Origin of the sequence: Streptomyces xinghaiensis S187, from assembly GCF_000220705.2 — a bacterium.
Classification (GTDB): Bacteria; Actinomycetota; Actinomycetes; order Streptomycetales; family Streptomycetaceae; genus Streptomyces; species Streptomyces xinghaiensis.
In genome coordinates, this window is sequence record NZ_CP023202.1 from 1,211,220 (window position 1) to 1,236,879 (window position 25,660).

Below are 25,660 nucleotides of genomic sequence, written 5' to 3' on the forward strand. Positions count from 1 at the left end.
GACGTTACTTCGAGCCGAGGAATCGTTGCTGGTTCGCCCGGTACTGCGCCTGCCGAAGCGTTTCCGTGGAGGCGTGCTGCACCAAGTTGCCGCCGAACGCGTTGCACCACTCGTCGAGTTGACCGCTGGGGAGAAGGTGCGGCATCAGAGTGCCCGTGCCGCCGAACGTCTGGATCAGGAGGGCGCGGCCGGCCACCAGGATCACTCCGTCCGTGCTGACAGGAGTGTCGGTCAGAATCTTCTCCGCCTGGGCGGCTGCCTCGCTGATGGTGCCGAAAGGACGCCTTCCCTTTTTGCCGGCCGGCGCATTTCCCGGGTTTCCGTGCCGGGCATTTCCTCCCGGCGCCTCCGAGTGGACATCAGGCATCCCGCCGGTATCCCGGACCGGGCACGTGCCCGGCTGGTGAGAGCGAGTCGGCACGAAGAGCGGCGCACGCTGTGGACACCCGGGAACGATGAATGGTTGCGTCCGCAACCGCATCGATCTCATCACTATCCAGTCGAAGACGTCCCGCAGATAGAGCAAATCTGCCAACACTGGCCAGAAGTTGGCCTTTTCGGTCAGTTGATCTCGTGAAATATTTGCCGAACCGGAAGGGCCAAAGGGCGGCACGGCACGCGCGTCCGCCTCCTGTCGCGCGCGGTCCGCGCGGTGAAGCCGGATGGAAAGGAACTCAGTGACAGACGAAATGGTGCTTCGCGCCCAGAGGTTCATCAACACCACCTACGGGAACGGCGCCACCCTCGGCATTTCCGAACTGGAGGAGAACGGCCGGACGGGTTGGCCCGTCATGTACGCGCTCACGCGCGCCCTGCAATACGAGATGGGCATCACCGCGCTGTCGAACAATTTCGGTCCGGGAACGCTCTCCGCACTGCAGGAGAAGTACGGCAAACTCGACGAGACGACGATCCCATCAGCGATCTTCTGCCGCATCATCCAGTCCGCCCTCTACTGCAAGGGCTACGACGGCGGTGACATCGACGGCACGTACAACTCCCGCGTCAGAGCCGCAGTGGCCGAGCTGAACCAGAACATGGGAGTCAGCAGCACCTATCCCGGCAGCTCCCTGTGGCCGAAGGTGGTCAAGGGCCTGTTCAACATGGACGCCTATGTCACCGTCAACAACGGCTCGGACGCCATCCGCTCCGTACAGCAGTGGCTGAACGGCCGGTACATACTCCGCAAGGATTACTACGCCATTCCCTGCGACGGCCACCACTCGCGGGATGTCGCCAAGTCGATGCTCCTGGCCGTTCAGTACGAACTGGGCATGGCCGACGGTGTGGCGAACGGAGTCTTCGGTCCCGGCACCCGGGCCGGTCTGAAGGACCACACATTATCCACCGGCTCCTCCGGGGTATGGGTGCGGCTTTTCAGCGCCGCCATGGTGCTCAACGCACGCCCGGTTTCCTTCTCGGGCTCTTTCACCTCCGCGCTGTCCGACAGTGTCAGGGCATTCCAGACCTTCATGAAGCTGCGGGCCACCGGTCAGGCAGACTTCCCGACGTGGGCGTCACTTCTGGTCTCCTACGGAGACCAGACCCGCGAGGGCGAAGCGTGCGACGGCGTCACGAAGATCACTCCTGCCCGCGCCCGGGCCCTGAAAGCTGCCGGCTACAAGTACGTCGGCCGCTATCTGTACAACCCCTCCACCACCTCCCTTCCGGAGAAGGAGATCCAGCCGGGCGAACTCGCCACCATCAAGGAATACGGGCTGCGGTGCTTCCCGATCTACCAGACGTGGGCGCGATCGGTCGACTACTACAGTGTCGCGCAGGGCTCCGCAGACTGCCTGAACGCCGCGTTCAAAGCGGAGGAGCACGGGTTCAAGCCGGGCTCACGCATCTATTTCGCTGTCGACTACGACGCGGTGGACCACGAGGTCACATCGCACATCCTGCCGTACTTCCGGAGCGTCAAGGAGGAGATGAACCGGCTCGGCAGCCCGTACAGAATCGGGGTGTACGGTCCGCGCAACGCGTGTTCCCGGATCTCCGAAGAGGGATACGCAGACGCCAGCTTCGTTTCGAACATGTCATCCGGATTCTCCGGGAACCTCGGCTACCCGATGCCCGCCAACTGGGCCTTCGACCAGATCGTTACCAAGGTGATCGGTTCGGGCGACGGCCGGATCGAGATAGACAACAACATCGCCTCGGGACGGGACACGGGCCAGGGCGACTTCCACCCACCTTCGCCCGAGAGGCTGGACATCGGATTCGACCTCGACCTGTGGGCGACGCTGCTGAACGAAGTCGACGCCTACATGGAGTCCATCGGCAAGCCCGGGGGAACAGGGCGCATCTACACCCGGGAGGAATGCCTCGAAACGATCATGAGTCATGACGCCGCCATCACCTCGGCGTCCCGCAGATACCGGATGCGCAAGGCTCTCATCCAGACGTCGGCCTTCTGGGAGTTCTGCCACTACAGCCTCAAGGACATGGTGGAGGACGCCGGCGTCGTGCTCTACCACACCGGTGTCATCCCGGACTGGGGCAAGGACTTGACCGGGGTCTCCCGGCTCGTCGACAGCAGTACCGGCATCGCCAAGATATCGGGACGCACGGGCATCCTGTCCCGCAACAACTCGATCCGCTCAGGGCTCCTCGAGGGCAGGATCCTCGACCCGACCTCGGACGGCGATCGCTGGGCCATGTGGCAGAAAATGAACCAGGACAACGTGTTCAACCTGAGTACCGTTCCCCACCTGCATGTGTGGGCGGCCGACGGCAAGGCCGGCGACCACGCCGAGACCCCGATCCGCCGGCCTGCCCTCGATTACGGCGAATCGGAGATCTTCGAAGTCCTCCGCCGGTACCAGGGCTTCGGCGACAAGGCCGTGGAACACGCACAACTGCGCATGCCGCTCTACGCCATCTTCGAGAAGTACAACCGCATCGTCCGTGAGTCCTGAGGAATCGTGACAACAGCATCCGATCCCTGGCAAGGGCACGACTTCGCCGTCCTGTTCACCGTCCTGATCGCCGGTATGGGGGCCCTGGCGGGACTCACCGTCTATCTGTTCTCGCGGTTCACACGGCAGGCTCGTCTGCGGTCCACGCCGTCCCGCACATGGCGGGACGTGTCCCTGGCGGCGGTCACCGCGGGAATCGCCCTCTATCTGTGGGGATGCCTCCACCTCCTGTTCCTCGAAGACCAGGAACAGGCCGAGGAGTGTGAGCACCGGCGTCCCGACGGCATACCGGCCCTGGTCGGTCTCAGAGGTGACTTCGTCCCGCTGCGGCTCGTCTGCGAGGCCTCGAACGGCCGCGACTACGCCGTCGTCATCCCCGACTACGTCAATCCGTCCATCGCCGTGCTGATGCTGCTGGCCCTGCTCAGCGCCACTGCCTCCGTCGTCCTTCAGCGCAAGCAGCGCACGACGACCGCGACAACTCGGAAGAAAGGCTGACCTGTTGAGTCCCACCGGCATCACCCGAAGAAGCGCTCTCATCGCTGCGGCCGGCGCCACCGCCGTAATCCCCGCCTCCACCGGCTTCCTCTCCTCCCCCGCCACGGCCGCACCGCGCCCCCTGAAGAACGACAGACTGAAGAGGGCACTGCGACGGGCCGAAGCCCGGCGCCGCCGTCTCATCACCGGCCGGCCGTCGGCCAACGGATGGGAGATGCAGAAGGCCACCGACGAGGGCGGGGACATCAGCACCCACCATGTTGCGGGCACCGGCCTCGGCGTTTCGGTCCGCAGAGGGGATGCCGGGAGAGTCCTCGTCCATGTGATCCGCCGGTTCCACTACGAGGTCGACGCACTCGGCCTGCCGGGCGAACCGAACCCCCTCGAAGGCTGGGTCACACCCTCGTCCGTCCGCGACGCCCGGCAGCCCGAGTCCAATCAGGCATCCGGCACCGCCGTCGTCATCCGGCCGGACTCGTACCCGCGGGGTGTACGAGGCGGTTTCACCGCGTGGCAGCGCCGGGTGATCGGTGACATCGTCGCCGACGCCGAGGGTGTCGTTCGCTGGGGCGGCGACGATCGCCGACCCTACGAAGCCCTCTTCTACCTCACCGTTCAGCCCGGTGACGCCCGGCTGCAACGGGTCGCGGCCAAGATCCGGACGTGGGACGAGACTCCCGGCGCGGGTGCCGGGGGCGTACCCGACGTGACCGAGCCCGCACGGCGCCGCCGTGCTGCTCAGCACGGCTGAGCAGGCCGTAACCCGGCGTTCCGCGCTGATCAGCGTGCCCTGGAAGACCACCGCGTGCAGCCACTTGGTGTTGCGGATGTCGGCGAGGGGGTCGGCGTCGAGGACGGCGAGATCGGCGATCGCGCCGCGCCGACGACGCCCACGTCGTGCAGTCCGAGGAACCGGGCGGGCTCACTGGTCGCCGCCCGCAGGGCCTGCATCGGAGGGAGACCCGCTTCGGTCAGGTTCTCCAGTTCGTCGTGCAGGCTGAAACCGGGGTGACTCCACCCGCGACTGAAGTCGCGGGCTTCCTGTGTCGGTGGCTAGGCACCGGCGCAGAGGACCAGCCCGGCCCTGTGTTTGACGTTGAGCGCGCCGACGTGGTCGGCGTTCGCGACCAGGCCGCAGTTGACGCACGCGAACTTCGCCTGGGTGACGCGGTTCTCCTTCGCCACGTGCCCGCATCCGCCGATTGCGGGTGGGCAGGTGCGGGAAGTGTTGCGGGCGTCCACCGGGATCACACGGCGACCGGCGCTTTCAGCCTTGTCCGCCAGGATCCGCAGGAACTGCCCCCACCCCGCGTCCAGAATGCTGCGGTTCAGCCCGGCCTTCGCTGCGGCACCGTTCGCCAGGAAGGCACCGTCGCGGTCGGGGTCGGGCCGGGGTACGGGCGCCTTGGTCATGCCCGCGGTGTTCAGCCGCTCGTGCCCGATCACATCGTGCTCGCGCACGAGAGCGAGTGCGGCTTTGTGGTGATGATCCAGACGCCGGCGCCGGATCTTCGCGTGCAGCCGGGCGACCTTGCGGGCCGCGGCACGATGCTTCTTCGTACGACGTCGCGTGCGCTTCGGAAACGTCGCCAGGTGCCGCTGCGCTGCGGCCAGCTCCCCGGCCGACGCCTGAAGGAACCTGGGGTTCCCGACGTGGCGGCCGCTGGAGTCGGTGAGGAAGTGGACCGTGCCCAGGTCGATACCCACCCTGCTCCCGGTCGGGGGCAGCGGCTCGGCGGGCACCTCGTCACAGGCCAGGATCACATACCAGCGCCGGCCCTCCCGCTTGACACCGACCGTCTTCACCCGGCCCTTCACGCTCCGGTGCCGGTGGACCCGGACATGCCCGACACCCTGCAGACGGACCCGGGTCTGCGCGTCGTGGGGGGTGGAGTCCCACCGGCAGCCGTCCCCGTCCCTGGGAAAGGTCACGGTGTCGAAATGCCCGACCCCCTTGAAGCGCGGATACCCGGGGGCGCCACCGGCCTTCACCCGCCGGAAGAACGCCTGGAAGGCCCGGTCCAGACGGCGCAGGGTCGCCTGCTGGCTGGAGAAGGACCACCTGCCCTGACGCTCCGGATCGAACGCCCGGATCTCCCTCAACTGCGCCGACTGATCCCCGTACCGCACCGAGGTCCGGGAACTGTGCCGGTAGGCGTCACGGCGCTCTTGAAGGGCCCCGTTGTACAGAGAGCAGTGATCCTGCAGCATCTCCACCAGCGCCCGCTCCTGCCGGACCGTGGGACGCAGAAGAAACCGATACGCCCGCCTCACACCCACCCCACCTCACCGCAGTCTCCCCTGACCAATGCCGGTGTGTTCACGCTAACGCTCGCCACTGACGACGCAGCGTGCTCCGCCGCTGCGCGGCTCCGGCCCAAGGATTCGATTCCCCCACCGGCTGAAGCCGGTGGTCCCCTCGCAAGAAGGTCTGATGGACGTAGGCCGTTCCGGTGTCGGTGCCCGCCAGGACCGGAACACCGGCCCGTCGGCGCTCTCCAGCCGTGCTGTCCGCCGCCACGGACACCACCGTTCCAACGCGTCGGGCTCGGCCGGATCCGGGCGGAACTCGATGCGACGGCCGGGACGCGCCTGGCTGCTGACGGAGCTTCGTGGCCGCGGCCGGCCGGCTGCTGATGCCGAAATCCGGGGCGGACCTCCGCCAAGCCCTTGGCCCTGCTGGACGAGCGCACCGCCACCGGCAAGGTCGTTCTCACGGTCCGCTGACGACGGCAGGCCGGGTGGGCAGAAACAACTCCCCTGCCCACCCGTCCCCTTGCGCCGGTGGCGTTGTCCGGCCGGATGACGATGTAGTCGTCGCGTTGGTCGTTGTCGAGGTCGGCGAAGAAGACCCGGTCGGGCCCAGTCCCGTGCCCGTGGGATCTCCCCGTGGTAGACCCAGGTGATCTTTCCTCCGGCATCCCGGTTGAGCCAGGTGGTCGCGGCGCCGGTGGGAGAGATTTACACGATGTCGTCCCGGCCGTCGCCGTCGAGATCGGCGTACTTCATCGAACGGGCGGCGTCGGGGTTGCCGGGAAGCCCCTCCCAGATCCGTCCCTTCCCTTCGTACCCCCGGCGTGCGGTGCACTGCTCGGGTTGTTCGTCGACCGGGGCGGACTCCGTGACCCAGCCGTTGTCGAGCGCCGTCCGGATGCCTGCGTAGAACGCGTCGGCGTGAGCCGTGACGGCCTTGGATAACGACAAGGACGGTCTCCTGGGGAGTGAGGGAACTCGCGTTCCGAACAGTGGTGGTGGGCCCGCCCGACGCCGGAGGTACTGGCGCCGGTCAAACTCGGTTCGTCGGTCGTGACCGCTGCGGTGCGGCGAGCTCCTTCTCGCCCACCACGTCTGCTCGTTGGACAACACCCGGCCGGTGCCGCGTGTTCCGCCGGTGACGACGGCGGCCCGCGCGGTTGTCCGGAGGAGGAAGAGGGGCGGGATGGTGCGTGTTCCCGTCCTCCCTGACGCACGGCACCGGCCGGGCGGAACCAGGGGGTGCCATCCCCCGGGCCGGCGACCGGACCGGCCCCGGTCACCGTCCGGTGGCGGAGCCCGTCAGGCGGCGCCAGGCGAGCAGAGAACACAGGGCGAAACCCAGGGCGTTGCCCACGCCGTGGGTGGCGGCCGTCCAGGTCAGGGAGAGGTGGGGAAGGCCGGTGGCCTCGCCCAGGGCCCAGCTCAGGGCGAGTGCCATGGTCGCGACGAGCACCGCCGCCGAGACGGTGAGCAGCACACGGGTCGTGCGGTCGGCGCTGCCGGCCCGTGGGCCGCGCCAGACCGCGTAACCCACGAGCCACATCCCGGCGGTGAGCACGGCGGCTCCGAGCAGTTCGGCCCAGTCGCCGAGGAAGTAGCCGACGAGGACGAGCAGGGTGCCGACGGGCACGCTCCATGCGGCGGCCCGGGCCGCGCGGCCGCCGTCGGTCCGGCAGACCAGGCCGGCGACCAGCGCGGCGGCGAACCCGGCGAAGTGGAAGTGCGGCACGGTCAGCGCCAGGATTTCCAGTTCGAAGCCGAACAGCTCGTACCCCGCGCGTTCGGCGACCAGCGCCACCCCGGCGACGGACGGCGCCGCCAGTGCGGTCAGGACGGCGACCTCGGCGGGCGCCAGGGACCGGGTGCGGGCCAGCCGGAGCGGAGCCTGCGCGGCGAGGGCGACGGTGGCCAGCGCGTACAGCACGGCCAGCGCGGTGGCGAGGGCACCGCGCGGCAGCCACAGGGACACCGCCCCGGGGACGGCGCCCAGCAGCCACCACGGGCGTGCCCGGGCCGGTTCGGGGCCGCCGACGAGTGCCAGCCCCATGGGCACGACGGCGAACATGCCCAGCATGACGACGAGGTTCACCAGCACGGTCAGAGCGGTCATGGCCGAGCCCCCACAGCAGCCGACTGACACCGAGCCTAGACCTCGTCGGGCCGCCGTTCCCCCGGGGGCCGCCACAGTGCCCGGCCCTCCGGGTCCTCAACTTCCGTCGGCTCAGGTCCCGTCGGCCCGCGCCGGCCCGGAGTGCTCCCGACCGCCGGAGCGCTCGGCTCTGCTCCCCTGCACGGGGGGAACTCCTCGATGCCATGACACCCGAGCTGGTGAACCTCGTCCGCCCCGGCCTGTCGGCCGCAGCCTGCACTCCGAGCCGGGCGCCTGACCGCGGCTCTGTGTGCCGGTTGGCCACATGGTCGGTCGCCACAGCCGGAGAAACGGAAAGACCCCGGATCGACCGGGGTCTCCGTGGTACTGGTGTCCGAGGGGGGACTTGAACCCCCACGCCCGATAAAGGGCACTAGCACCTCAAGCTAGCGCGTCTGCCATTCCGCCACCCGGACAAGGTGAGCGCCTCGGTTTCCCGCGGCGACGACACCAACGATACCAGGGGTTCCGGGTGTGTTTCACCTTCGTATGCCGAGCGGGCGAAGGGCCGTCGGAGGGCCCTCGCGCCTGTGGTGACCTGTCGCTATGACGGGGAGTGACCGGGCCCGGACCTGCGGTCGGGGCCACGGGGCCAGCCGGTCGCGGTGTGCCCCGTCCATCACTCTGTGCGATGAGCGGATGCTCCGAGGTACGGCCGCCCTGCGCCGTTCACGGGTACCGGGGCGGCCGGCGGGGGCGCTGCGCTCAGCCCGGCCCCCGGCCGGCCGGCGGCTCGCTGTCGTGCGGCTGCGGACCCAGCCCGGGCCCGGCCCGCCGCGGAGTTCCCCGAGGGGGGCCGACGGAGGCATCCCGGGGTGGATGTCCGGGGTGTCCCGGTGCCGGTGGGGCGGCGGTCCGCCGAGCATGAGGACCGGCCATCCAGCTCTCTTCCGAACGGAGACGCCCGTGTCCTCGTCACCGCCCCGCCGCCGCATCCTCCGCACGGCCGCCGCGGCCGCCGTGTCCGGTCTGGCCGTGCCGCCGCTGCTCGGCGCCGCCGGGTCCGCACGGGCCGACGCCCGTCCGGCCGCCCGTCCGGATCTCGCTGCGGGCTCCGCCCCGGGATCCGCTTCCTCCGGCGGCGCGCGGGTCGTCCGGGAGCGGCGGGCCGGGCAGAGGATCGTCGATCTGACCGTCCGCTCTCCCGCCCTGGGCGGCACCGCCGAGGTGCGGCTGCTCGTCCCCGACGGGTGGGACGAGCGCCGCCCCCGGGACCGCTGGCCCGTGCTGTGGCTGCTGCCCGGCGGCAACGCGGAGCATCTGGCCTTCACCGACGACTACGGCCTCCAGCACGAGCCCTCCGTGCGGAAGGTGCTCGTCGTGATGCCGTCGATGCCCTTCTACGGCTTCTACACCGACTGGTGGAACGGCGGCGCCGGCGGACCCCCGGCCGTGGAGTCCTTCCATCTGCGGGAGCTGCGGCCGCTGCTGGAGCGGGACTACGGGGCCGGCGGGCGGTGTGCCGTGGCCGGGGAGTCGCAGGGCGGGTACGGGGCCGTGAAGTACGCGGCGCGCCACCCGGGGATGTTCCGCGCCACGGCGAGTTACAGCGGGTTCCTGCATCCGCCGATGTATCCGGCGGCGGTCGTGTGCGGGGCGGAGTACCTGGGTATCGAGTGGCGGCGGATCTGGGGCGACCCGGTGCGGCAGCGGCACATCTGGGAGGCCAACGACCCGTACCACCTGGCCCGGCGGCTCAGGGGCGTCCGGGTCCACATCGCCGCCGGTGACGGGACTCCGGGCCGTCTCGACCCGCCGGACGTCGAACCGGACGAGGAGATCCCCGGATTCGAGGAGCTGGCCCGGCTCTTTCCCCGGGAGGTGATCTCCCTGACCGAGTCGATCATGGGCGACGAGTCCCGGGCGGTGGCGTACCGGCTCCAGCAGGAGGGGATGCGGGTCAGCACGCACTTCTTCCGCGGTACGCACGCCCCGGCCTACTGGGAACGGGAGTTGTACGCCACGCTGCCGATGCTGCTCGGAGCACTGCGCGGCCGGTGACCACGGGGTGCCCGCCGCCGCCCCGCCCGGCGGACCGTCCGGACCGGTGGGCGGGGCAGCTACGACAAGCGGGGCGGCGGGCCGGGCGGCGGCGGGCGGGGGCGGCCGGCCTCAGCACTCCCGTTTCGCGCGCAGCGAGCGCAGGTGCTCCGCCGAGCGGCGGGCGAAGGAGAGGGAGTCGGCCGGGTTGTCGTGTTCGGCGATCCAGTGGTGCGAGCGGTGGCGCGAGAGGCGTTCGACGCCGCCGATGAAGCGCTGGTAGTCGATGTCGCCGTCGCCGACGTCCGTCATGCGGTAGCCGTCGCGGGTGGACGGGTCGTGTTCGCCGTCCTTGACGTGGAAGAGCGGATAGCGGTGCGGCTGCTTCAGGACGTAGTCGATCGGGTCGAACGGCGCGGGGGTGCCGTCGGGGCGGACGCTGAAGCGGAACTGGGCGCAGTAGGCCCAGTAGATGTCCATCTCGAGGGAGACCAGGTGGGGGTCGGTCTCGGCGAGCAGCACGTCGTAGAGGCGGACGTCGGGGCGGTCGCTCGCGAAGGAGAACTCCTCGGCGTGGTTGTGCTGGTAGAAGGTGATGCCGCGCTCCCTGGCCGCGGCGCCGTAGGTGTTGAAGTCCTCGGCGGCGCGCTTCCAGGCGTCGACCGTGTCGCCGTAGCGGAAGGGCCCGCTGGCCGTGCCGATGTGCTTCAGACCCAGCTCGGCGGCGTCGTCCAGGACCCGGTCGAGGCTGGTGGCGAAGGTGTACGCGGCGGGGTCGTCGGAGTAGTAGCCGACGTGGCTGCCGACGGCCCGGAGGCCGCTGTCGCGGACGAGGCGGCGGAGTTCGGGGAGGGTGATGGGGCCCGCCGTGCCCTGGGTGTAGCCGGCGAACTCGATCTCGTCGTAGCCGTACTCCTTCAGTTCCGCGAAGACGCGGGCGAAGCCGGCGGTGGAGACCTGGTCGCGGAGGCTGTAGAGCTGCACACCGAGCCGGCCGGGCGGCAGCAGCGGCCTGCCGCGGCCGCCGCGGGCGGAGGCTCCGGCGGGGGTGCCGGTCTCCGCGGCGCGGGCTGTTCCGGCGCCCGCCGTGCCGAGCAGGGCGGCGGTGGTGCCGGCGGCGACGCCGAGGAATCCGCGGCGGCGGAGGCGCTGGGCGAGTTCGGAGTCGTTCTTCACGGTGACGCTCCTGTCGGGATGAGGGTGGGGCGAGGGGCGCGGTGCCGGGTCGGGGCGCCGTCGCGGGGCGGTCCGGTCAGGTCAGGCCGGCCAGGCGGAGGAGGAGGGGTTTGACGGCGGTGGCCTCGACGGGACCGCCGTTGGCGCGGAGGGCGCCCGGGCGGGAGCAGATCAGCACCGGGCCGTCCTCCTCCCGGTCCGGCAGGCGGCCGTGGCTGCCGCGCACCGGTGACGGATCGAGGGGGACGACGGCCATCCGGTAGCGCATCCCCAGCTTCTTGCGGGCCAGCGCGGCCCCGGCGCGCAGCCGCACGTAGGGGTCCTCCGGGTCCATGAACAGCTCGGCCGGGTCGTAGCCGGGTTTGCGGTGGATCTCCACGAGGCGGGCGAAGTCGGGGGCGCGGGCGTCGTCCAGCCAGTAGTAGTAGGTGAACCAGGCGTCGGGTTCGGCGACGGCGACCAGTTCGCCGGAGCGCGGGTGGTCCAGGCCGTGGGCCTTCTTGCCCTCGTCGTCCAGGAGTTCGGCGATGCCGGGGAGGCCGGTGAGGGCTTCGCGGACGGCGGCCGTCTCCCCCGGGTCCCCGGGGCGGCGGATGTAGACGTGCGCGAGCTGGTGGTCGGCCACGGCGAAGGCGCGGGAGGTCCAGGGGTCGAGGTACTCCATGCCGTCCTGGGTGTGCACCTCCAGCAGGCCGGCGCGGCGCAGGGCGCGGTTGATGTCGACGGTGCGGCTGACGCGGGTGATGCCGTACTCGGACAGCGCGACGATCGTCGCCCCGGCGGCCCGGGCCTCGTCGAGGAGCGGGACGAGGGCGGTGTCGAGGGCGGTGGCGGCGGCGTGCGAGCGGGGGTCGTCGGGGCCGTACCGCTGGAGGTCGTAGTCGAGGTGCGGGAGGTAGCAGAGGGTGAGGTCGGTGGGGCGGGTGCGCATGAGATGGCGGGTGGCGTCGATGATCCACCGGCTGGAGGTGAGGTCGGCGCCGGGGCCCCAGAAGTGGAAGAGCGGGAACGTCCCGAATTTTTCGGTGAGTTCGTCGCGGAGACCGGTGGGGCGGGTGTAGCAGTCCGGTTCCTTGCGGCCGTCGGCGTAGTAGACGGGGCGCGGGGTGACGGTGATGTCGGTGTCGGCGCCCATCGCGTACCACCAGCAGACGTTGGTGACGGTGTAGCCGGGGTGCGCGCGGCGGGCCGCGTCCCAGAGCTTGTCGCCGCCGACGAGACCGTTGTGCTGCCGCCACAGCAGCACCTCGCCCTGTTCGCGGAAGTACCAGCCGTTGCCGACGATGCCGTGCTCGGCGGGCGGGGCACCGGTCAGGAACGTCGACTGCGCGGCGCAGGTGACCGCCGGGAGGACGGTCCTCAGGGGCGCGCGGTCGCCGGTCTCGGCCAGCTCGCGGAGGTTGGGCATATGGGCGAGCAGCCGGGGGGTGAGGCCGACGACGTCGAGGACGAGCAGGCGGCGGGGGGCGAGGCGGCCCGCGTCGTCGGGGGTGCTGCGGGCGGAGCCCGGGGTACCGGCGGGGGTCACGGCAGCTCCTTGAGGCCGAGGTCGGTCAGCAGGTCGCGGACGAGGCAGAGTTCGGCGGCGATGCCCTCGGCGAGCCGGGCCCGGGAACGGGGGCGCAGCTCGGGCGGCAGGGCCTGCCAGCTGTAGGTCTCCACCTCCAGGTGGCGGGTGAGGGGCGCCGGGCCGCCGACGAGCCGGGTGAGGGTGTCGCGGAGGACGGGGAGGGTCGAGGTCAGCGGGGGCAGCGGTGCGGCGTGCAGGGGGACGTGGAGGTGAACCCGCCAGGGACCGGTGGTGGGGAGAGCGGGGGCGGGGAGAGCGGGGGCGGGGAGGGCCGGGGCTGTGCCGCCGGCTCCGCAGCTCCGGGCGGGCGGTTCGGCGGGCAGGCCCAGGGCCTCGTCCAGGTCGTCGGTGCCGGTGACCTCCCCCGCCCGGGTGCGAGTGCGGGTCTGGTGGAGGAAGCGCGGTTCGGCGAAGGCGGCGAGGGCCGCCCGTACGTCCTCCCGGCCGGGGTTCTCGGCGTGCAGCGCCGCCGACAGCTGGGCCTTGACGACGGGGATGCCGGCCCCGCTGAGCGCGTCCAGGGCCGGGCCCGGTTCCTCGAACTCGGTGGCGAGGTGGCAGGTGTCCACGCAGACGCCGATGCGGTGGGACGGCGGGCGCCCCCGGCCGCTGAGGGCGGCGACCGCGTCGGCGGTGGTGGCGACGGTGCAGCCGGGTTCCGGTTCGAGGCCGATGCGGATGGAGGTGCCGGTGAGGTCCTGGAGGGCGTCGAGCCGCTGGGCGAGCAGGGTGAGGGCCCGTCGGGCGGTGCGCTCCGAGGCGGCGTTGTAGGGGGTGCGCCAGGCGAGGGGCAGGGTGGAGATGGTGCCCTCGGGCTCGTCGTCGGGGAGCAGCCCGGCGAGGAGGCGGGCGAGGTCGGTGGTGTGGCCGAGGCGTTCCGGCTCCGTCCAGTCGGGGCGGTACACGCGGTACTTGACCCGCTCGGCGCCGAAGCCCGCGTACGGGAAACCGTTGAGGGTGACGACTTCCAGGCCGCGGCGGTCGAGCTCGGAGCGGAGGGTGCGCAGCGCGGCCGGGTCGGCGACGAGCGCGCGGGCGGCGTCGCGGGCCAGCCAGAGGCCGATCCCGAGCCGGTCCCGGCCGAGGCGGCGGCGTACGGGTTCGCAGTGCTCGCGGAGCTGGCGGAGCACGCCGTCGAGGGTTTCCGCCGGGTGGACGTTGGTGCAGTACGCGAGGTGGACGGTCGAGCCGTCGGGATGCCGGAAGCGCACGGGTCAGGAGCCTCCCCGGAGTATGGAGTTGCCCTCGTGGGTGGCGGCGCCCGCGGCCGGGCCGGGGGCGGCCGTGTCGAGCCGGCCGCTCTGTCCGTAGAAGGCCACGGGGTTGCGCCACAGGACCTGGTCGACCTCGTCCTCGGTGAATCCGGCGGCGAGCATCGCGTCGCCGGCCTGCCGGGTCGTCAGCGGGTCGCTGCGGCCCCAGTCGGCGGCGGAGTTGACGAGCATGCGTTCGGTGCCGTGGGAGCGGAGGATCCGGACCATGCGGGCGGGGTCCATCTTGGTGTCGGGGTAGAGGGAGAAGCCGAGCCAGCAGCCGCTGTCGCGGGCCTCGTCGACGGTCGTCTCGTTGAGGTGGTCGAGCAGGACGAGTCCGGGGTCCAGGTCCGAGCGGCGGACGGCGTCGAGGGTGCGGCGCAGGCCGGCGGCCTTGTCGCGGTGCGGGGTGTGGACCAGGGCGGGCAGTTCGTGGTCGGCGGCCAGCTGGAGCTGCGCCTCCAGGGCGGCGTCCTCCGCGGGCGTCATCGAGTCGTAGCCGATCTCCCCGACGGCGACGACCGAGTCCTTGACGAGATAGCGCGGCAGCTCGTCCAGGACGGGGGCGCAGCGCGGGTCGTTCGCCTCCTTCGGGTTGAGGGCGATCGTGCAGTGGTGCGCGATGCCGTACTGGGCGGCGCGGAACGGCTCCCAGCCGAGGAGCGCGTCGAAATAGTCGAAGAAGCTGGCGGGTGCGGTGCGGGGCTGGCCGAGCCAGAACGACGGCTCGACGACGGCGCGGACGCCCGCCGCGTACATGGCCTCGTAGTCGGCGGTGGTGCGCGAGGTCATATGGATGTGCGGGTCGAAGATACGCATCGCTGGGTCAGGGCTCCTCTGTCGCGGCGGGCTCCGTGCGGGACGGCTCGGTCGCGGCCGGCTCCGTGGCGGGAGGGCCGGTGACGGGCGGTTCGGCCGCGGCCTGCTCTGGCTCCGTCCCCGGCTCCGGCTCCGTCCCCGTCTCCTCTGCCGTCAGGGCCAGGACGTGGTGCAGGTCCGGAGGGACGGGGCGGCCGGCCGCGGTGCGCTCGCGGGCGTAGTCGGTGAGCATCCGGGCCAGCTCGGCATCGCCGCGGGCCCGGTCCGCGAGACCGGCGACGGCGGCGACCGGCACCTCGGTGAACAGGCACTTCAGTACGGCGTGCCGCCAGGCGTGCGAGGCGAGGTGCCGCACCGCGTAGGGGCCGACGGCGGCGGCGACCAGCCGGGTGTCGTTCGCCCGGAGCGCGTCCTCGATCAGGGGGACGGCCTCGGGCCCGATGCCCGGGAGGTACGGCAGAGCCAGCAGGACGGCACGGCGCTCGGCGGCGGTGCCCTGGTGGTAGAGGCGGTCGAGCGTGCCGGGGGTGGCGCGGGCGGCGCGGAGGAGGAGGACACGGGCGGTGTCGGTGGGGTCGGTGAGGCCGGCAAGGCCGGCTGCTCCGGACGGGCCGGTGAGGCCGGCGGGGCCGGTGGGGCCGGCGGGGGCGGCGGGGGCGGCGGCCGGACCGGGCCGGGTATCGGAGTCGGGGCGGCCGGCGGAGTCGGTGCGTGCGCCCGGGCCGGAGGCCGGGGCCGGTCCGGGACGCGCGCGGGCGCCGGGATCGCGGCCGATGTGGCGTCCGGCGGCGGCGAACCGGAGTTCCCAGGCCGGGAGCCGGGTCTTCCGGGCCGGTGGCGGCTGGGCCTCTCCGGCCGCGGAACCCGGCGCCGGCTGCGCGGGGGCACGTCCGGCGACGGCGGCTTCCGCCGCCGCCTCCGCCACCGCGAGAGCCGCGTCCAGCCATTCCCGTGCCGGGGCGGACAGGCGGGTGCGGAGACGCTCGCGCAGCTCGGCAAGGTCAGGGGAGGCGGATTCGGCGTCGGCCGACCCGGGGTTGGCGGGTGCGGGGTCGGCTGATCCGGGGTCGGCGGATCCGTCCGCTGATCCGTGGTTCGCGGGCCCTGGGGCACCGGAAGCGGCGTGGGCGTCACCGGGGTCGGCGGCGCCTGGGCCGACGGAACCGGGTGCGCCGTCACCGGAGTTGGTGACGGGCGAGTCGGTGGCGCCGGAGTGGCTGGTCCCGGTCGCCGCTGCTGCGCCGGTTTCCGTTCCGGCGCCGGTTTCGGGTGCGGCTTCGGTTGCCGTCTCGGCCGCGGTGGGACGGCCCGGGGTGGAGCCGGATGGCATCAGCGTCCTCCTCCTGTCGCGGAGCCGGAGAGCCGGGAGGGGCGGCCGGGGAACGACCGCGGTCCCGCGTTCCGCCCGGGGATGCGGCCGGCCGGGTGCGGGGCGCGGCGGGCGGGCCCGGCGGCCCGGTCCGCAGGGGTGGCGGGGGCGGTGTCCGCCGGGACGGCGTAGCGTGCCCGGGCCTCGGCGTCCGCCCGTACGAGGAAGTCGTAGGAGGCTCGGGCGAGTTCGGGGCCCCGGTGGGAGTCGCGGGGCAGTTCCACGCCGACCAGCCCTCCGTACCCCACCGCGCGCAGCGCCGCGAGCACCGGCGGGAAGTCGATCTCGCCCTCCCCGAAGGGGAGATGCTCGTGGACCCCGCGCCGCATGTCCTCGATCTGGACGTGCCGCAGCCAGGGCGCGACCGCCCGTACGCAGGCGGCGGGCGGCTCCGGTTCGAGGCACTGGCAGTGGCCGAGGTCGAGGGTGATGCCGAGCGCGTCCGGGGCGCCGAGTGCCGTGCGCAGCCGGTGGAAGCCGGCGATGTCGCGGAGGAGATGGCCGGGTTCGGGCTCGACGGCGAGCGGGGTTCCGGCGGCCGCGGCGGCGTCCACGACCGGGGCCATCGACTCGGCGAGGCGCTGCCAGGCAGTGTCCTCGGACACCCCCGGCGGCACGACGCCGCTGAAGCAGTGCACGGCGTGTGCGCCGAGGTCCGCCCCGGCCCGGACCGCCTTGAGCAACAGGGCGATACGGGCGCCCCGCGCCTCGGGGTCCGGGTCCAGCAGGGTGGGGTGGTGCTTGCGGCGCGGGTCGAGGACGTACCGGGCACCGGTCTCGACGGTGACGGACAGGCCCAGGCGGTCGAGTCGGTGTGCCACCCGGCGGGTGCGGGCGGCCAGATCGGGCGCGAGCGGGTCGAGGTGCATGTGGTCGAGCGTCAGCCCGACGCCCTGGTAGCCGAGGTCGGCGAGGAGCCCGAGGGCGTCGTCGAGACGGAGGTCGGTGAGGCCGTTGGTGCCGTAGGCGAAGCGCGGTGCCGATTCGTCCGCGGCGGCCGGGTTCCGCGCCCCCGCGGCCCTGGTGACTCCGGGGTCTCGGGGGTCTCGGGGGTCACGGGGGTCACGGGGGTCTCCGGAGGATCCGGTGGACCGGCGGGGAACGGGGGCTCCACCGGCCGCACCGGCTCGGTCGGTTCGGTCGGCCCCGGCGTTCCCGGCAGCTCGGCCGGTCGCGGCAGCTTGTCCCGCCCTGCCGGCCCCGGCGGCCTCCGCATCCCCACCGGCCCGGCCGGCCCCGGAGGCCCCCGGACTCCCGTCGGTTCGGCCGGTCCCGGGGTGGTGTGCGGGCGGGGCGGGCGTGGGGGTCACGTGGGGCTCACTTTCCGGGACAGCCGACGGGCGAGCGGCACCAGTGCGAGCAGGGCGGTGGCGGTTCCGGTCCGCCCCGCGCGGGCCGCGAGCGACGCCTGGAGCGGGATCATGGCGCGGATGCCGCCGCCCACGGCCCGCTGGTAGAAGTGCGGCGAGGGGTTCAGCGCGGCGTGGAGGAGCGGGCGCGCGGCCGTGGCGCCGTACAGGGCGGCGAACGCGGCACCGGCCGCCGGGCGGTCACCGCCCGGCGCGGTACGGGCCGCGGTCCGGCGGCGCGCGGGCGGCGGGGTTGGGCGGACGGCTCGGGAGCCCCGACGGCGCGGCGGATCGGGCCAACTCGCCTTGTCCGGCACGGGGTTGCGTCCGGCGGAGCGGGCGATACCGCCCACGGCGGCCAGTGCGGCGAGCGGCAGCGCCGTCGAACCGCCCGTCGTCTCGCGCCGGGAGACGAGGGTGACGCCGTAGGTGTGCGCGGCGAGGAGCGCGGCGGAGGGCAGCGCACGGCGCGCCTCCCGCGCGGCACCGCTCCCCGTCCCCGGCCCCGGCCCTGTCCCCGGTCTTCCGGTCCGGGCGCGCGCGGGGAGCAGCCGTCCACGGGACGGGCGCGGGGCGGCGGCCTCGGTACGGGCGGCTGCCGTGGCCGTGGCGGCGGTGCCGAGGAGCAGGTCCAGGCCCCGGGCCGCGGCCATGGCGGCCGGTCCCGCCGGGGTGTTCTTCAGCCACAGGTCGTAGGCCCACACGGTGCCCGCCAGGGTGGTGGCGGTGGCCAGGGCCGGGCGGCCCGCCGCCGCGGCGAGGCCCAGCCCCGCCGCCGTCAGTCCGGCCGCCGCTCCCAGGGCGGCCCCGGGCGCGATCCGGCCGGACGGGATCGGGCGGTGCGGGCGTTCCCCGGCGTCGAGGGCGCGGTCGGCCCAGTCGTTGAGCGCCATGCCCGCCTCGTAGAGGCAGAGGGAGGCGCAGACGGCCAGGGCGGTGCCCCGGTTCGCGCGGTGCCCGGCGGCCGCCGCACCCGCGAGGGCGTCCCCGGGAACGCTGAACACCGCTGGGACGCGCAGCAGTTCGGCCCAGGCCCGGCCCCGGTCCGGGCTGCCGTGCCCGTGCCGGTCCGCCGGCCGGTTCCGGTCCTCGTTCGGGTCCCGGTTCGGGCTCGGTGAGGCGGCGTCCGATGCCCCTGCGGGCGCCGATCCCGTCGCCGGGGCGTCGGCGGTGCCGGTGCCCGCCGCGGCTGCGCCACCACCGGCCGCGGCCCGTACGGCACCGTCCGCGGAGGAGCCGGTTCCGCCGGCCTCGCGCTCGGGGGAACCCTGCCCGGGCGGAGCGTGGCCTTGCCGGTCCTGCCCGTGTGCCGCACCGTCCTCGGGAGCCGGGGACGGGCCGCCGCGGCCGTTCACGGAACGGTCCGGAGCCGTCCCGCGGCCGCCGGCGGACTCGACGTCCACGGCGTCGCCGGGTCCTGAGGGTCCCGGGTGTCCGGCGGCACCCGTCTCGTCCTTCCCCATCCCGGGTGCGGGGGAGGCCGGTGGAGGGGCACCGGTCGGTCCTCCGGCCGCCTCCCCGGGCCGCCGGCCGGGACCGTCCACCTGGGCCCGGTGCCCGGAGGGCTCGCCGGGGCCACTCCCGGCGGTGCCGGAATCCTCTGGGGCCGGTGCCCGGCCCGCGACGTCCCGTCCGCCCTCGCCCTCGGCCGGGCCGGAGTCCGCTCCCTGCCCTGGCTCCGGTGCGGGGCCCGGTTCCGGTGCGGGGCCCGGCTCCGGGGTCGGACCCGGCTCCGGCCGGCCCGGGGCGGTGGGCCGGTCCGGGTGGCCGAACCCGTCCGCGGGTCTGCTCAGTTCCGTCATGTGCGGGGTGCGGCCCGCCGGGGCGCGGCCGTTGGCGCGCCCCGGGAAGCTGCCGGGTGCCGTCATCCGTCCGCCCCCAGCCGCTCGGCGAGGGTCAGCAGGTCACGCCACTGCTCGGAGAGGCCGGACGGGCCCTCGTCCGGGTCCTTGAAGTAGAAGCCGAGGCCGGGCACCGGGCCGGACATCCCGGCGGCGTGCGCGGCGGCCGCGAGCCGGGCCAGGTCGAGGACGAGCGGGGCGGCCAGCGCCGAGTCACAGCCCTGCCAGATGGTCTGGAGGATCATCCGGGAGCCGAGGAAGCCGTCGAAGGCGATGTGGTCCCAGGCGGTCTTCCAGTCGCCGAGCGCCGGTACGTCGTCGATGTGCACCTCGCCCTCGGGCACCGTGCCGAGCGTGTCGGCCAGGACCCGTTCCTTGCCCGCGTTCTTGGCGGCCGCGGCGGCCGGGTCGGCCAGGGCCGCGCCGTCGCCGCCGCCGAGCAGATTGCTGCCGGACCAGGCCCGTACGGTCAGGGCGCGCCGCAGGAACATCGGCGCCAGGACGGAACGGAGCAGGGTCTGGCCGGTCTTGCCGTCCCGGCCCGCGTACGGCAGTCCGGACGCGGCCGCGAGCCCGGCCAGGGCCGGGTGGTGCAGCCCCGTGGACGGTGTGAAGTTGACGTACGGGCAGCCGGCGCGCAGTGCGGCGGCGGCGTAGAGGGAGCTGGGCGGCAGCCGGTCGTCGCCGGGGCCGGGCGCGGGCTCGGTGGAGGCGACGTTGACGACGACGGCGCGGGCGAGGCCGTGCTCCCGGACGAACGCGGTGAGGTCGGCGGCGAAGTCCGCGATCAGCTCCTCGTCGCTCCGGGTGTCGCCGGGCTGCGGGCCGCCGGGGCGGATCGCCGCGTCGGCGGCGGCGAGTTCGGCGCGGACGGCGGCGGGCAGGCCGTGCGGCAGCACACCGCCCTCGGCGAGCGCCTCGGCCCGTTTCGGGAGGGGGGAGGCGTGGGTGTCGTGCCCGCCGAACACCAGGCTGTCGAGCGGGGGGAGGCCGCTGCGGGCGAAGGGCGGGGTCTCGGTGACCATGCCGGTCGGCGGGTGCAGTCCGGCGGCGAGCGCGGCGGCGCCGGCGACGGTCGTGGTGGCGACGGACCCCCGCGCCCCGATCAGCCACACACCGGTACGGGGCCGGTGCGAGCCGTGGCCCCGGCCCGAACCGGCGTGCGGGTGCGGTGTGCGCCGCTCCCCCGGTGACCGAGTGGACGCGCCGCCGCCCGCCGCCGGGACGGCCGGGCCGTGCTCGGGGTGACCGTCCCGGCCGCCGCCCTCGCCGTCGGGGGCGGGACGGCCGCCGTGGCCGGGGCCGGAGGGGATCGGGCTGTTCGTCACTGGCTGCCTCCCAGGGAACGGGCGCTGTGCGGCGCGCGGCGTGCGCTGTGCGGCCGGCGGGCACGGGTACGGCGGTGCGGCGGTGCGGCGGTGCGGCGGTGCGGCGGTGCGGCGGTGCGGCGGTGCGGAACGAGCCGGGCGGGCCGGTGGACTCGGTGGAACCGTGAATCCGGTGAACGCGTGAGGCGGTGACCTCGTCCACGGTGGACCGGCGAACCGGCCCGGCGGAACGGGCCCTTACGGGTTCTTACGGGCTCTTACGGTTCGTACGGGCTGTTGCAGGCGGACGGGGTGGCTCGGGATCACTCCCCCGGCCCCCTGCCCGGACCCGGCAGGTTCGCCGGGCCGGGGCGGAGCGGTGGCCCGGCCGTCCCGGGCCACCGTGGGATTACTGCCCACCTCCGTCCGGAAGTTCGCTGATCCGGATGTTCCGGAACGACACCTCGTCGCCGTCGCCGTGGTTCTGCAGGCCGATGTGGCCCTCGCGGAGACTGCGCGCCGGGTCGGTGTTGGTGAAGTCGTTGACGAGGACGCCGTTCAGCCACACCCGCAGCCGTTCGCCCTCGACCCGGATCTCGAAGGTGTTCCACTCCCCCGGCGGGTTGAGCGCCCCGTCCCGGGCCTCGATGTCGGCGGACTGGACTCCGTAGACGGCGCCCGTGGTCCGGTCGGGTGCGTCGCTGGCGTCGATCTGGATCTCGTAGCCCTGTTCCACGGCCGTCCACGGGTCGTCGGAGGCCGGGAAGCCGACGAAGACGCCGGAGTTGTCGTCGCCGGACATGCGCCAGTCGAGCTTGAGCGAGTACGCGGCGAACTCCCGCTCCCCGTACCAGAGGAGGCCCATGCCGCCGGAGGAGGTGAGCGTGGAGCCGTCGGTCTCGCCGGGGACGAAGGAGCCCGGGCCGGCCTGGCGCCAGGCGTCGAGGCCGGCGGCGGCGCCGTCGAAGAGCGGGGTGTAGCCGGTCTCGGGCCGGCAGTCGGCCGCCGCGTCGCCGGCGGCGTAGCGGATGCCGCCGAGGAGGTGGGCGAGGAAGGCCGGTTCGGCGTAGGACTCCTTGGTGTGGCCGAGGCCGGTGTAGAAGGCGCGGCCGCCCTCGTACTCCTGGCACCAGGCGATGGGGTGGTCCCCGTCCATGGTGCCGCCGCGGTACGAGGACTCGTTCAGGCTCGCCAGCACCCGGGCGGTGTCACGGGGGTTGGTGCGGTAGTTGTACCACTCGTCGGTGCGGTCCCAGGTGGGGCCGAGGTGCGCGGTGGCGGCGTGCGCCCGGTCCTCGACGAGGACGGTGGCGGGCTGGATCTCCGGGTGACTCTCGAAGTAGGCGCCGGCCAGGCCGCCGTAGAAGGGCCAGTCGTACTCGGTGTCGGCGGCCGCGTGGACACCGGCGTAGCCGCCGCCGCCGCTGATGTAGCCCTCGAACGCCCGCTGCTGCTCCGCGTCGAGGACGTCACCGGTGGTGGAGAGGAAGACGACGGCGTCGTAGCGGCCGAGGTTCTCGGGGGTGAAGGCGGCGGCGTCCTCGGTGGCGTCGACGAGGAAGCCGTTCTCCGCGCCGAGGTCCTGGACGGCGGCGATGCCGTCGGGGATGGAGTCGTGGCGGAAGCCGGCCGTCTTGGAGAAGACCAGGATCCGCGCGCTGTCGTCGTCGGCGGCGCGCTGCGGCGCCGCGCTGCCGGGAAGGGCCATGGCGCCGAGCATAAGCACGGCGGAGAGCAACAGCGCTGCCCAGCGGCCGGGGGTGTTGCGGAGGGCCGGTGGCAGGGCGGTGCGGTGGGGGGCCGCCTGGCGGCGGGCAGGGGTGAGGGGGGACGGGCGCCGGGTGCGGGGGGTGCGCATGGGGGGTGCTCCTTCCTCCGGGCGGCGAGGGCGGGGGCCGGCCCCGGCCCGGGGTGTTCCCGGGCGGTGGCCGGGCCGTCCGCCCGGGGCGCGGGGTCGGCCGGTGGTGCGGTCGGCGGCCCGCCGCCGGAGGGCGGCGGGCCGGGTCGGGCGGTGCGTCCCGCGTGGTGCGGCGGTGCGGTGCCGCGTGACGTGGGGTGCGCGGTGGTGCGGGTGTGCGGTGGTGCGGGGTGCTCCGGGGGTGGGCGGACCTCACGGGCCGCCCACCGTTCGGTGTGGGCCCCGGCCGGGCCGGCTCATCGCCGTCCCGGCCGGTCAGGAGCCGGTTGGGGCCGGACCCGGGCCCGGGCCCGGCCCCGGCTGCCCGTTCAGCCGGTGCCGAAGGTGAAGTCGTCCACCTCGAACAGCGGGCCGTCACCGGAGCCCTTGGCGACCAGATAGAGCGTGGTGGTCTCCCCGGGCGCCCCCGTCAGTTCGGCGGTGACGTCCTCGTAGCTCTCCCAGCCGCCGGTCGCCGGGACCTCCGCCGAGCCGAGGAGGGTGCCGGCCGGTGAGCCGCTGCGGATCTCCAGCGTGCCGCCCGCGCCGCCGGAGGCGACCCGCGCGGTGAGACCGGTGGCGTCCGCGAGCAGATAGGGCTCAAAGGCGATCCAGTCACCGTCGTCCAGGGAACCGGCCACCCGGCCGCCGTGGGCACCCTCGCGCTCGGTGCTCTCGGCGCCCTGCGTGTCGCCGTAGTGCTCGGCCTGGCGGTGCTTCGGCTGGACGACGTTGCGGTCGTTGCCGGTGAGCGCGGGCTGGCCGCCCCCGCCGTTGTCCGTGTACGCGGCGTCGAAGACCCCGAAGATGTTGGCGTTGGGGTCGTGCTCACCGTCCGCCGAGGTCTTCAGGGTGCCGGAGCAGCCCTTGGCCGAGGTGACGGGGTGACCGTGGCTGTCGTGGCCGAGGATGTGCGTGACCTCGACCTTCGAGCAGTCGATCTCGCCGTCCTCCGGGTCGGTCACCGTCACCTTGAACGGGATCTCGTCGCCGAAGGTGAACAGCTGGCCGTCACCCGGGAGTTCGAGGGTGACGGTCGGGGCGGTGTTGCCGACGGTGAGGTGGACGCTCGCGGAGCCCGAGCGGCCCGAGGGGTCGGTCGCGGTGACGGTGGCGGTGTAGGTGCCGTTCTCGCGGTAGGTGTGGGTGGGGTCGGCGTACTCCGAGGTGGCGCCGTCGCCGAAGTCCCAGTGGTAGGTCAGCTCGTCGCCGTCGGCGTCCTTGGTGCCCTCGGCGGAGAACGTCACCTTCAGCGGGGCCTGGCCGGAGGTGCGGTCGGCGGCGGCCTCGGCGACCGGCGAGTGGCCGCCCGTGGCGTTCTCGATGCGGTAGAGGGCGGAGTTCTCGTCGCCGCCGAACCAGGAGAGGCCGTAGTCGAGGACGTACAGGGCCCCGTCCGGGCCGAAGGCCATGTCCATGATCTGGGTGCCGGACCAGGGGACGTCGTTGATGGACTCGACCGTCCCGTCCGCGCCGTGTTCGATGCGCTTGATCCACTGGCGGCCGAACTCCCCGGCGAAGAAGTCCCCGTCATAGGCCTCCGGGAACTTGACCGGCGAGTCGAGGTCCGCGTCGTAGCGGTAGACGGGGCCGCCCATCGGGGACTCGGAGCCGGTGCCGAACTCGGGCAGGGAGCCGCCGTCGTACGGGATCCAGGCCGGCTGGGCGGCGGGCAGCTCGGCGAGGCCCGTGTTGTGCCGGGAGGTGTTGCGGGGCGCGGAGCAGTCGAAGGTCTCACCGGGGGTGCCGGTGGCGAAGTCGTAGTCCCGGTAGGGCTCGTTGTCGCCGACGCAGTACGGCCAGCCGAAGTTGCCGGGGGCGGTGACGCGGGTGAACTCGACCATGCCGGCCGGGCCGCGGTCCGGGTCGGCGGCGCCGGCGTCGGGGCCGTAGTCACCGACGTAGACGATGCCGGTGGGCCGGTCGACGCTCATCCGGAAGGGGTTGCGGAAGCCCATCGCGTAGATCTCGGGGCGGGTCTTCTCGGTGCCCGGGGCGAAGAGGTTGCCGTCCGGGATCGTGTACGAACCGTCGTCCGCGACCTTGATCCGCAGGATCTTGCCCCGCAGGTCGTTCGTGTTGCCGGAGGTGCGGCGGGCGTCGTAGGCCGGGTTGCGGTCCGCGCGGTCGTCGAGGGGCGCGTAGCCGTCGGAGGCGAAGGGGTTGGAGTCGTCGCCGGTGGAGAGGTAGAGGTTCCCCTCGGCGTCGAAGTCGATGTCGCCGCCGACGTGGCAGCAGATGCCGCGGGTGGCGGGGACGTCGAGGACCTTCTTCTCGCTGGCGGTGTCCAGCGTGCCGTCCTCGTTCAGGACGAAGCGGGAGAGCCGGTTGACGCCCTCGTACGGGGCGAAGTCCTCCGCGCTGCCGTTGTCCGGGGCGTCGCCGCCGGGGGTGTCGAGCTTGGGCGCGTAGTAGAGGTAGACCGCGCGGTTGTCGGCGAAGTCCGGGTCGACCGCGACGCCTTGGAGACCTTCCTCGTCGTGCGAGTAGACGGGGAGCTTCCCGGAAACCTCGGTGTTCCCGGCGGCGTCGGTGATGCGTAAGGTGCCGTCGCGCGAGGTGTGCAGAACCGAGCGGTCGGGCAGCACGGCGAGGGTCATGGGCTCGCCGGTCTCGGCCACGCCCTTGGCGAGGGTGACCTGCTGGAAGTCCTCCGCCGCGGGGGCCTGCCCGGCGCGTTCGCCGGAGGCGGGGGCGGCGCCCGAGGGCGGGGCGGTGAGGGCGAGGGTGGCTCCGGCGAGCAGTGAACTCGTCAGCAGCGCGAGGGACTTGCGGAGTCTGAGCCGTTTCCTGTGCACGGATGTCCTCCGGAGGATGACGGTGTGTGACAGGCGCGCGCCGTCGCGCCGTGGGGGTGCGGATAGCGGGGCAGGTGCGGGACGGTAGGGCGGGGTACCGGCCCGGCGGGTACGTCGTACCACCGGGATCACCGTGACCAGTACATCTCAAGGACCGTAGCTTTGTTCGTCCTTTTCGGAAACCCCTTTGACACACATCAGCCACGCCTTCTTCCCGATTCTGGACAAAGAGCGGGAGGAGGGCGGACGGAAGCCGGCGGCCGCCCGAATCGACCGGGCGCCCGGACCGGGGATTCTCTGATCGCGGGGACCACGGATGCGCCGCGGACCGCGCCGGGGGGTGAGGACGCTCGCTGCGAGGGCTCGTATGAGGCATTAGAGGGCTCCGTGGAGCAACCATGGCCCGGGCGTCGGTGGACACATGCAGCGCGGCGGGCGTCTTTCCCGGCCCGCCAGTGGCGGAAGGTTACGCCAGCG

General features: G+C 73.4%; 18 protein-coding genes and 1 tRNA gene. 4 read left to right on the forward strand and 15 right to left on the reverse strand.

Going from position 1 to position 25,660, the window contains the following annotated elements; translation table 11 throughout:
- Positions 1 to 4: 4 nt before the first annotated feature.
- Positions 5 to 715: a hypothetical protein gene (locus SXIN_RS31185; RefSeq protein WP_157916254.1), complete on the reverse strand. Its 711-nt coding sequence runs from the start codon at positions 713 to 715 to the stop codon at positions 5 to 7.
- Here SXIN_RS31185 and SXIN_RS05170 point away from each other — a divergent pair.
- Genes SXIN_RS05170 through SXIN_RS05180 form a run of 3 tightly spaced genes read left to right on the forward strand, consistent with a single transcriptional unit; the run spans position 678 to position 4,170 of the window.
- The gene (locus SXIN_RS05170) at positions 678 to 2,921 is read left to right on the forward strand and encodes a glycoside hydrolase domain-containing protein (protein ID WP_039823273.1); all 2,244 of its coding nucleotides are present in this window, start codon (positions 678 to 680) and stop codon (positions 2,919 to 2,921) included. The two genes, SXIN_RS31185 and SXIN_RS05170, sit on opposite strands and share 38 nt — an antisense overlap.
- A gap of 6 nt (positions 2,922 to 2,927) precedes the next feature.
- Positions 2,928 to 3,419, forward strand: coding sequence for a hypothetical protein (locus SXIN_RS05175; RefSeq protein ID WP_019710886.1), 492 nt, complete (start codon positions 2,928 to 2,930; stop codon positions 3,417 to 3,419).
- A 4-nt stretch (positions 3,420 to 3,423) separates the two neighbouring features.
- On the forward strand, positions 3,424 to 4,170 hold the full coding sequence (locus SXIN_RS05180; protein ID WP_019710887.1) for a hypothetical protein: 747 nt from the start codon (positions 3,424 to 3,426) through the stop codon (positions 4,168 to 4,170).
- A gap of 302 nt (positions 4,171 to 4,472) precedes the next feature.
- On the opposite strand, the gene SXIN_RS05185 is transcribed toward SXIN_RS05180, so the two are convergent.
- From SXIN_RS05185 to SXIN_RS05200, 4 genes are all read right to left on the reverse strand, one after another.
- A complete protein-coding gene (locus tag SXIN_RS05185; protein WP_039823275.1) occupies positions 4,473 to 5,693 on the reverse strand; it encodes an RNA-guided endonuclease InsQ/TnpB family protein in 1,221 nt (406 codons plus the stop codon).
- A 687-nt stretch (positions 5,694 to 6,380) separates the two neighbouring features.
- Positions 6,381 to 6,623 (reverse strand): hypothetical protein, encoded by a 243-nt coding sequence (locus tag SXIN_RS05190; RefSeq protein WP_019710889.1) that lies wholly within the window; start codon positions 6,621 to 6,623, stop codon positions 6,381 to 6,383.
- Between the two features lie 328 nt (positions 6,624 to 6,951).
- Positions 6,952 to 7,776, reverse strand: coding sequence for a YndJ family protein (locus SXIN_RS05195; protein WP_095757933.1), 825 nt, complete (start codon positions 7,774 to 7,776; stop codon positions 6,952 to 6,954).
- 376 nt (positions 7,777 to 8,152) lie between these two features.
- Positions 8,153 to 8,240 (reverse strand) — tRNA-Leu (locus SXIN_RS05200).
- Between the two features lie 490 nt (positions 8,241 to 8,730).
- Here SXIN_RS05200 and SXIN_RS05205 point away from each other — a divergent pair.
- Entirely contained in the window at positions 8,731 to 9,825 is a 1,095-nt protein-coding gene (locus tag SXIN_RS05205) for an alpha/beta hydrolase (RefSeq protein WP_238153679.1), read from the forward strand.
- A 111-nt stretch (positions 9,826 to 9,936) separates the two neighbouring features.
- Here the strand turns inward: SXIN_RS05205 and SXIN_RS05210 are convergent, their stop codons facing one another.
- From SXIN_RS05210 to SXIN_RS05255, 10 genes are all read right to left on the reverse strand, one after another.
- A complete protein-coding gene (locus SXIN_RS05210; protein ID WP_095756644.1) occupies positions 9,937 to 10,980 on the reverse strand; it encodes a sugar phosphate isomerase/epimerase family protein in 1,044 nt (347 codons plus the stop codon).
- Between the two features lie 76 nt (positions 10,981 to 11,056).
- A complete protein-coding gene (locus tag SXIN_RS05215; protein ID WP_039823283.1) occupies positions 11,057 to 12,436 on the reverse strand; it encodes an alkaline phosphatase family protein in 1,380 nt (459 codons plus the stop codon).
- A 68-nt stretch (positions 12,437 to 12,504) separates the two neighbouring features.
- A complete protein-coding gene (eboE, locus tag SXIN_RS05220; protein ID WP_019710892.1) occupies positions 12,505 to 13,761 on the reverse strand; it encodes a metabolite traffic protein EboE in 1,257 nt (418 codons plus the stop codon).
- A 3-nt stretch (positions 13,762 to 13,764) separates the two neighbouring features.
- A complete protein-coding gene (locus tag SXIN_RS05225) occupies positions 13,765 to 14,622 on the reverse strand; it encodes a TatD family hydrolase (RefSeq protein ID WP_019710893.1) in 858 nt (285 codons plus the stop codon).
- A gap of 7 nt (positions 14,623 to 14,629) precedes the next feature.
- A complete protein-coding gene (locus SXIN_RS31965; RefSeq protein ID WP_238153932.1) occupies positions 14,630 to 15,397 on the reverse strand; it encodes an EboA domain-containing protein in 768 nt (255 codons plus the stop codon).
- Positions 15,398 to 15,951: 554 nt separating this feature from the next.
- Complete coding sequence (locus SXIN_RS05235; RefSeq protein WP_420341038.1) at positions 15,952 to 16,860, reverse strand: sugar phosphate isomerase/epimerase family protein; 909 nt, start codon at positions 16,858 to 16,860, stop codon at positions 15,952 to 15,954.
- A 437-nt stretch (positions 16,861 to 17,297) separates the two neighbouring features.
- On the reverse strand, positions 17,298 to 18,362 hold the full coding sequence (locus SXIN_RS05240; protein WP_238153933.1) for an SCO3242 family prenyltransferase: 1,065 nt from the start codon (positions 18,360 to 18,362) through the stop codon (positions 17,298 to 17,300).
- Between the two features lie 842 nt (positions 18,363 to 19,204).
- Positions 19,205 to 20,296, reverse strand: coding sequence for an inositol-3-phosphate synthase (locus SXIN_RS05245; protein ID WP_095757936.1), 1,092 nt, complete (start codon positions 20,294 to 20,296; stop codon positions 19,205 to 19,207).
- Positions 20,297 to 20,897: 601 nt separating this feature from the next.
- Positions 20,898 to 22,196, reverse strand: a complete 1,299-nt coding sequence (locus tag SXIN_RS05250; protein WP_238153934.1) for a ThuA domain-containing protein — start codon at positions 22,194 to 22,196, stop codon at positions 20,898 to 20,900.
- A gap of 518 nt (positions 22,197 to 22,714) precedes the next feature.
- The gene (locus tag SXIN_RS05255) at positions 22,715 to 25,183 is read right to left on the reverse strand and encodes a PQQ-dependent sugar dehydrogenase (RefSeq protein ID WP_019710899.1); all 2,469 of its coding nucleotides are present in this window, start codon (positions 25,181 to 25,183) and stop codon (positions 22,715 to 22,717) included.
- Positions 25,184 to 25,660: the final 477 nt, after the last annotated feature.

Coding starts and splice junctions, on each gene's coding strand:
- SXIN_RS31185 (WP_157916254.1), bottom strand. CDS start 715: ATGAACCTCTGGGCGCGAAGCACCATTTCGTCTGTCACTGAGTTCCTT.
- SXIN_RS05225 (WP_019710893.1), bottom strand. CDS start 14,622: ATGCGTATCTTCGACCCGCACATCCATATGACCTCGCGCACCACCGCC.
- SXIN_RS05235 (WP_420341038.1), bottom strand. CDS start 16,860: ATGCACCTCGACCCGCTCGCGCCCGATCTGGCCGCCCGCACCCGCCGG.
- SXIN_RS05250 (WP_238153934.1), bottom strand. CDS start 22,196: ATGGCCCTTCCCGGCAGCGCGGCGCCGCAGCGCGCCGCCGACGACGAC.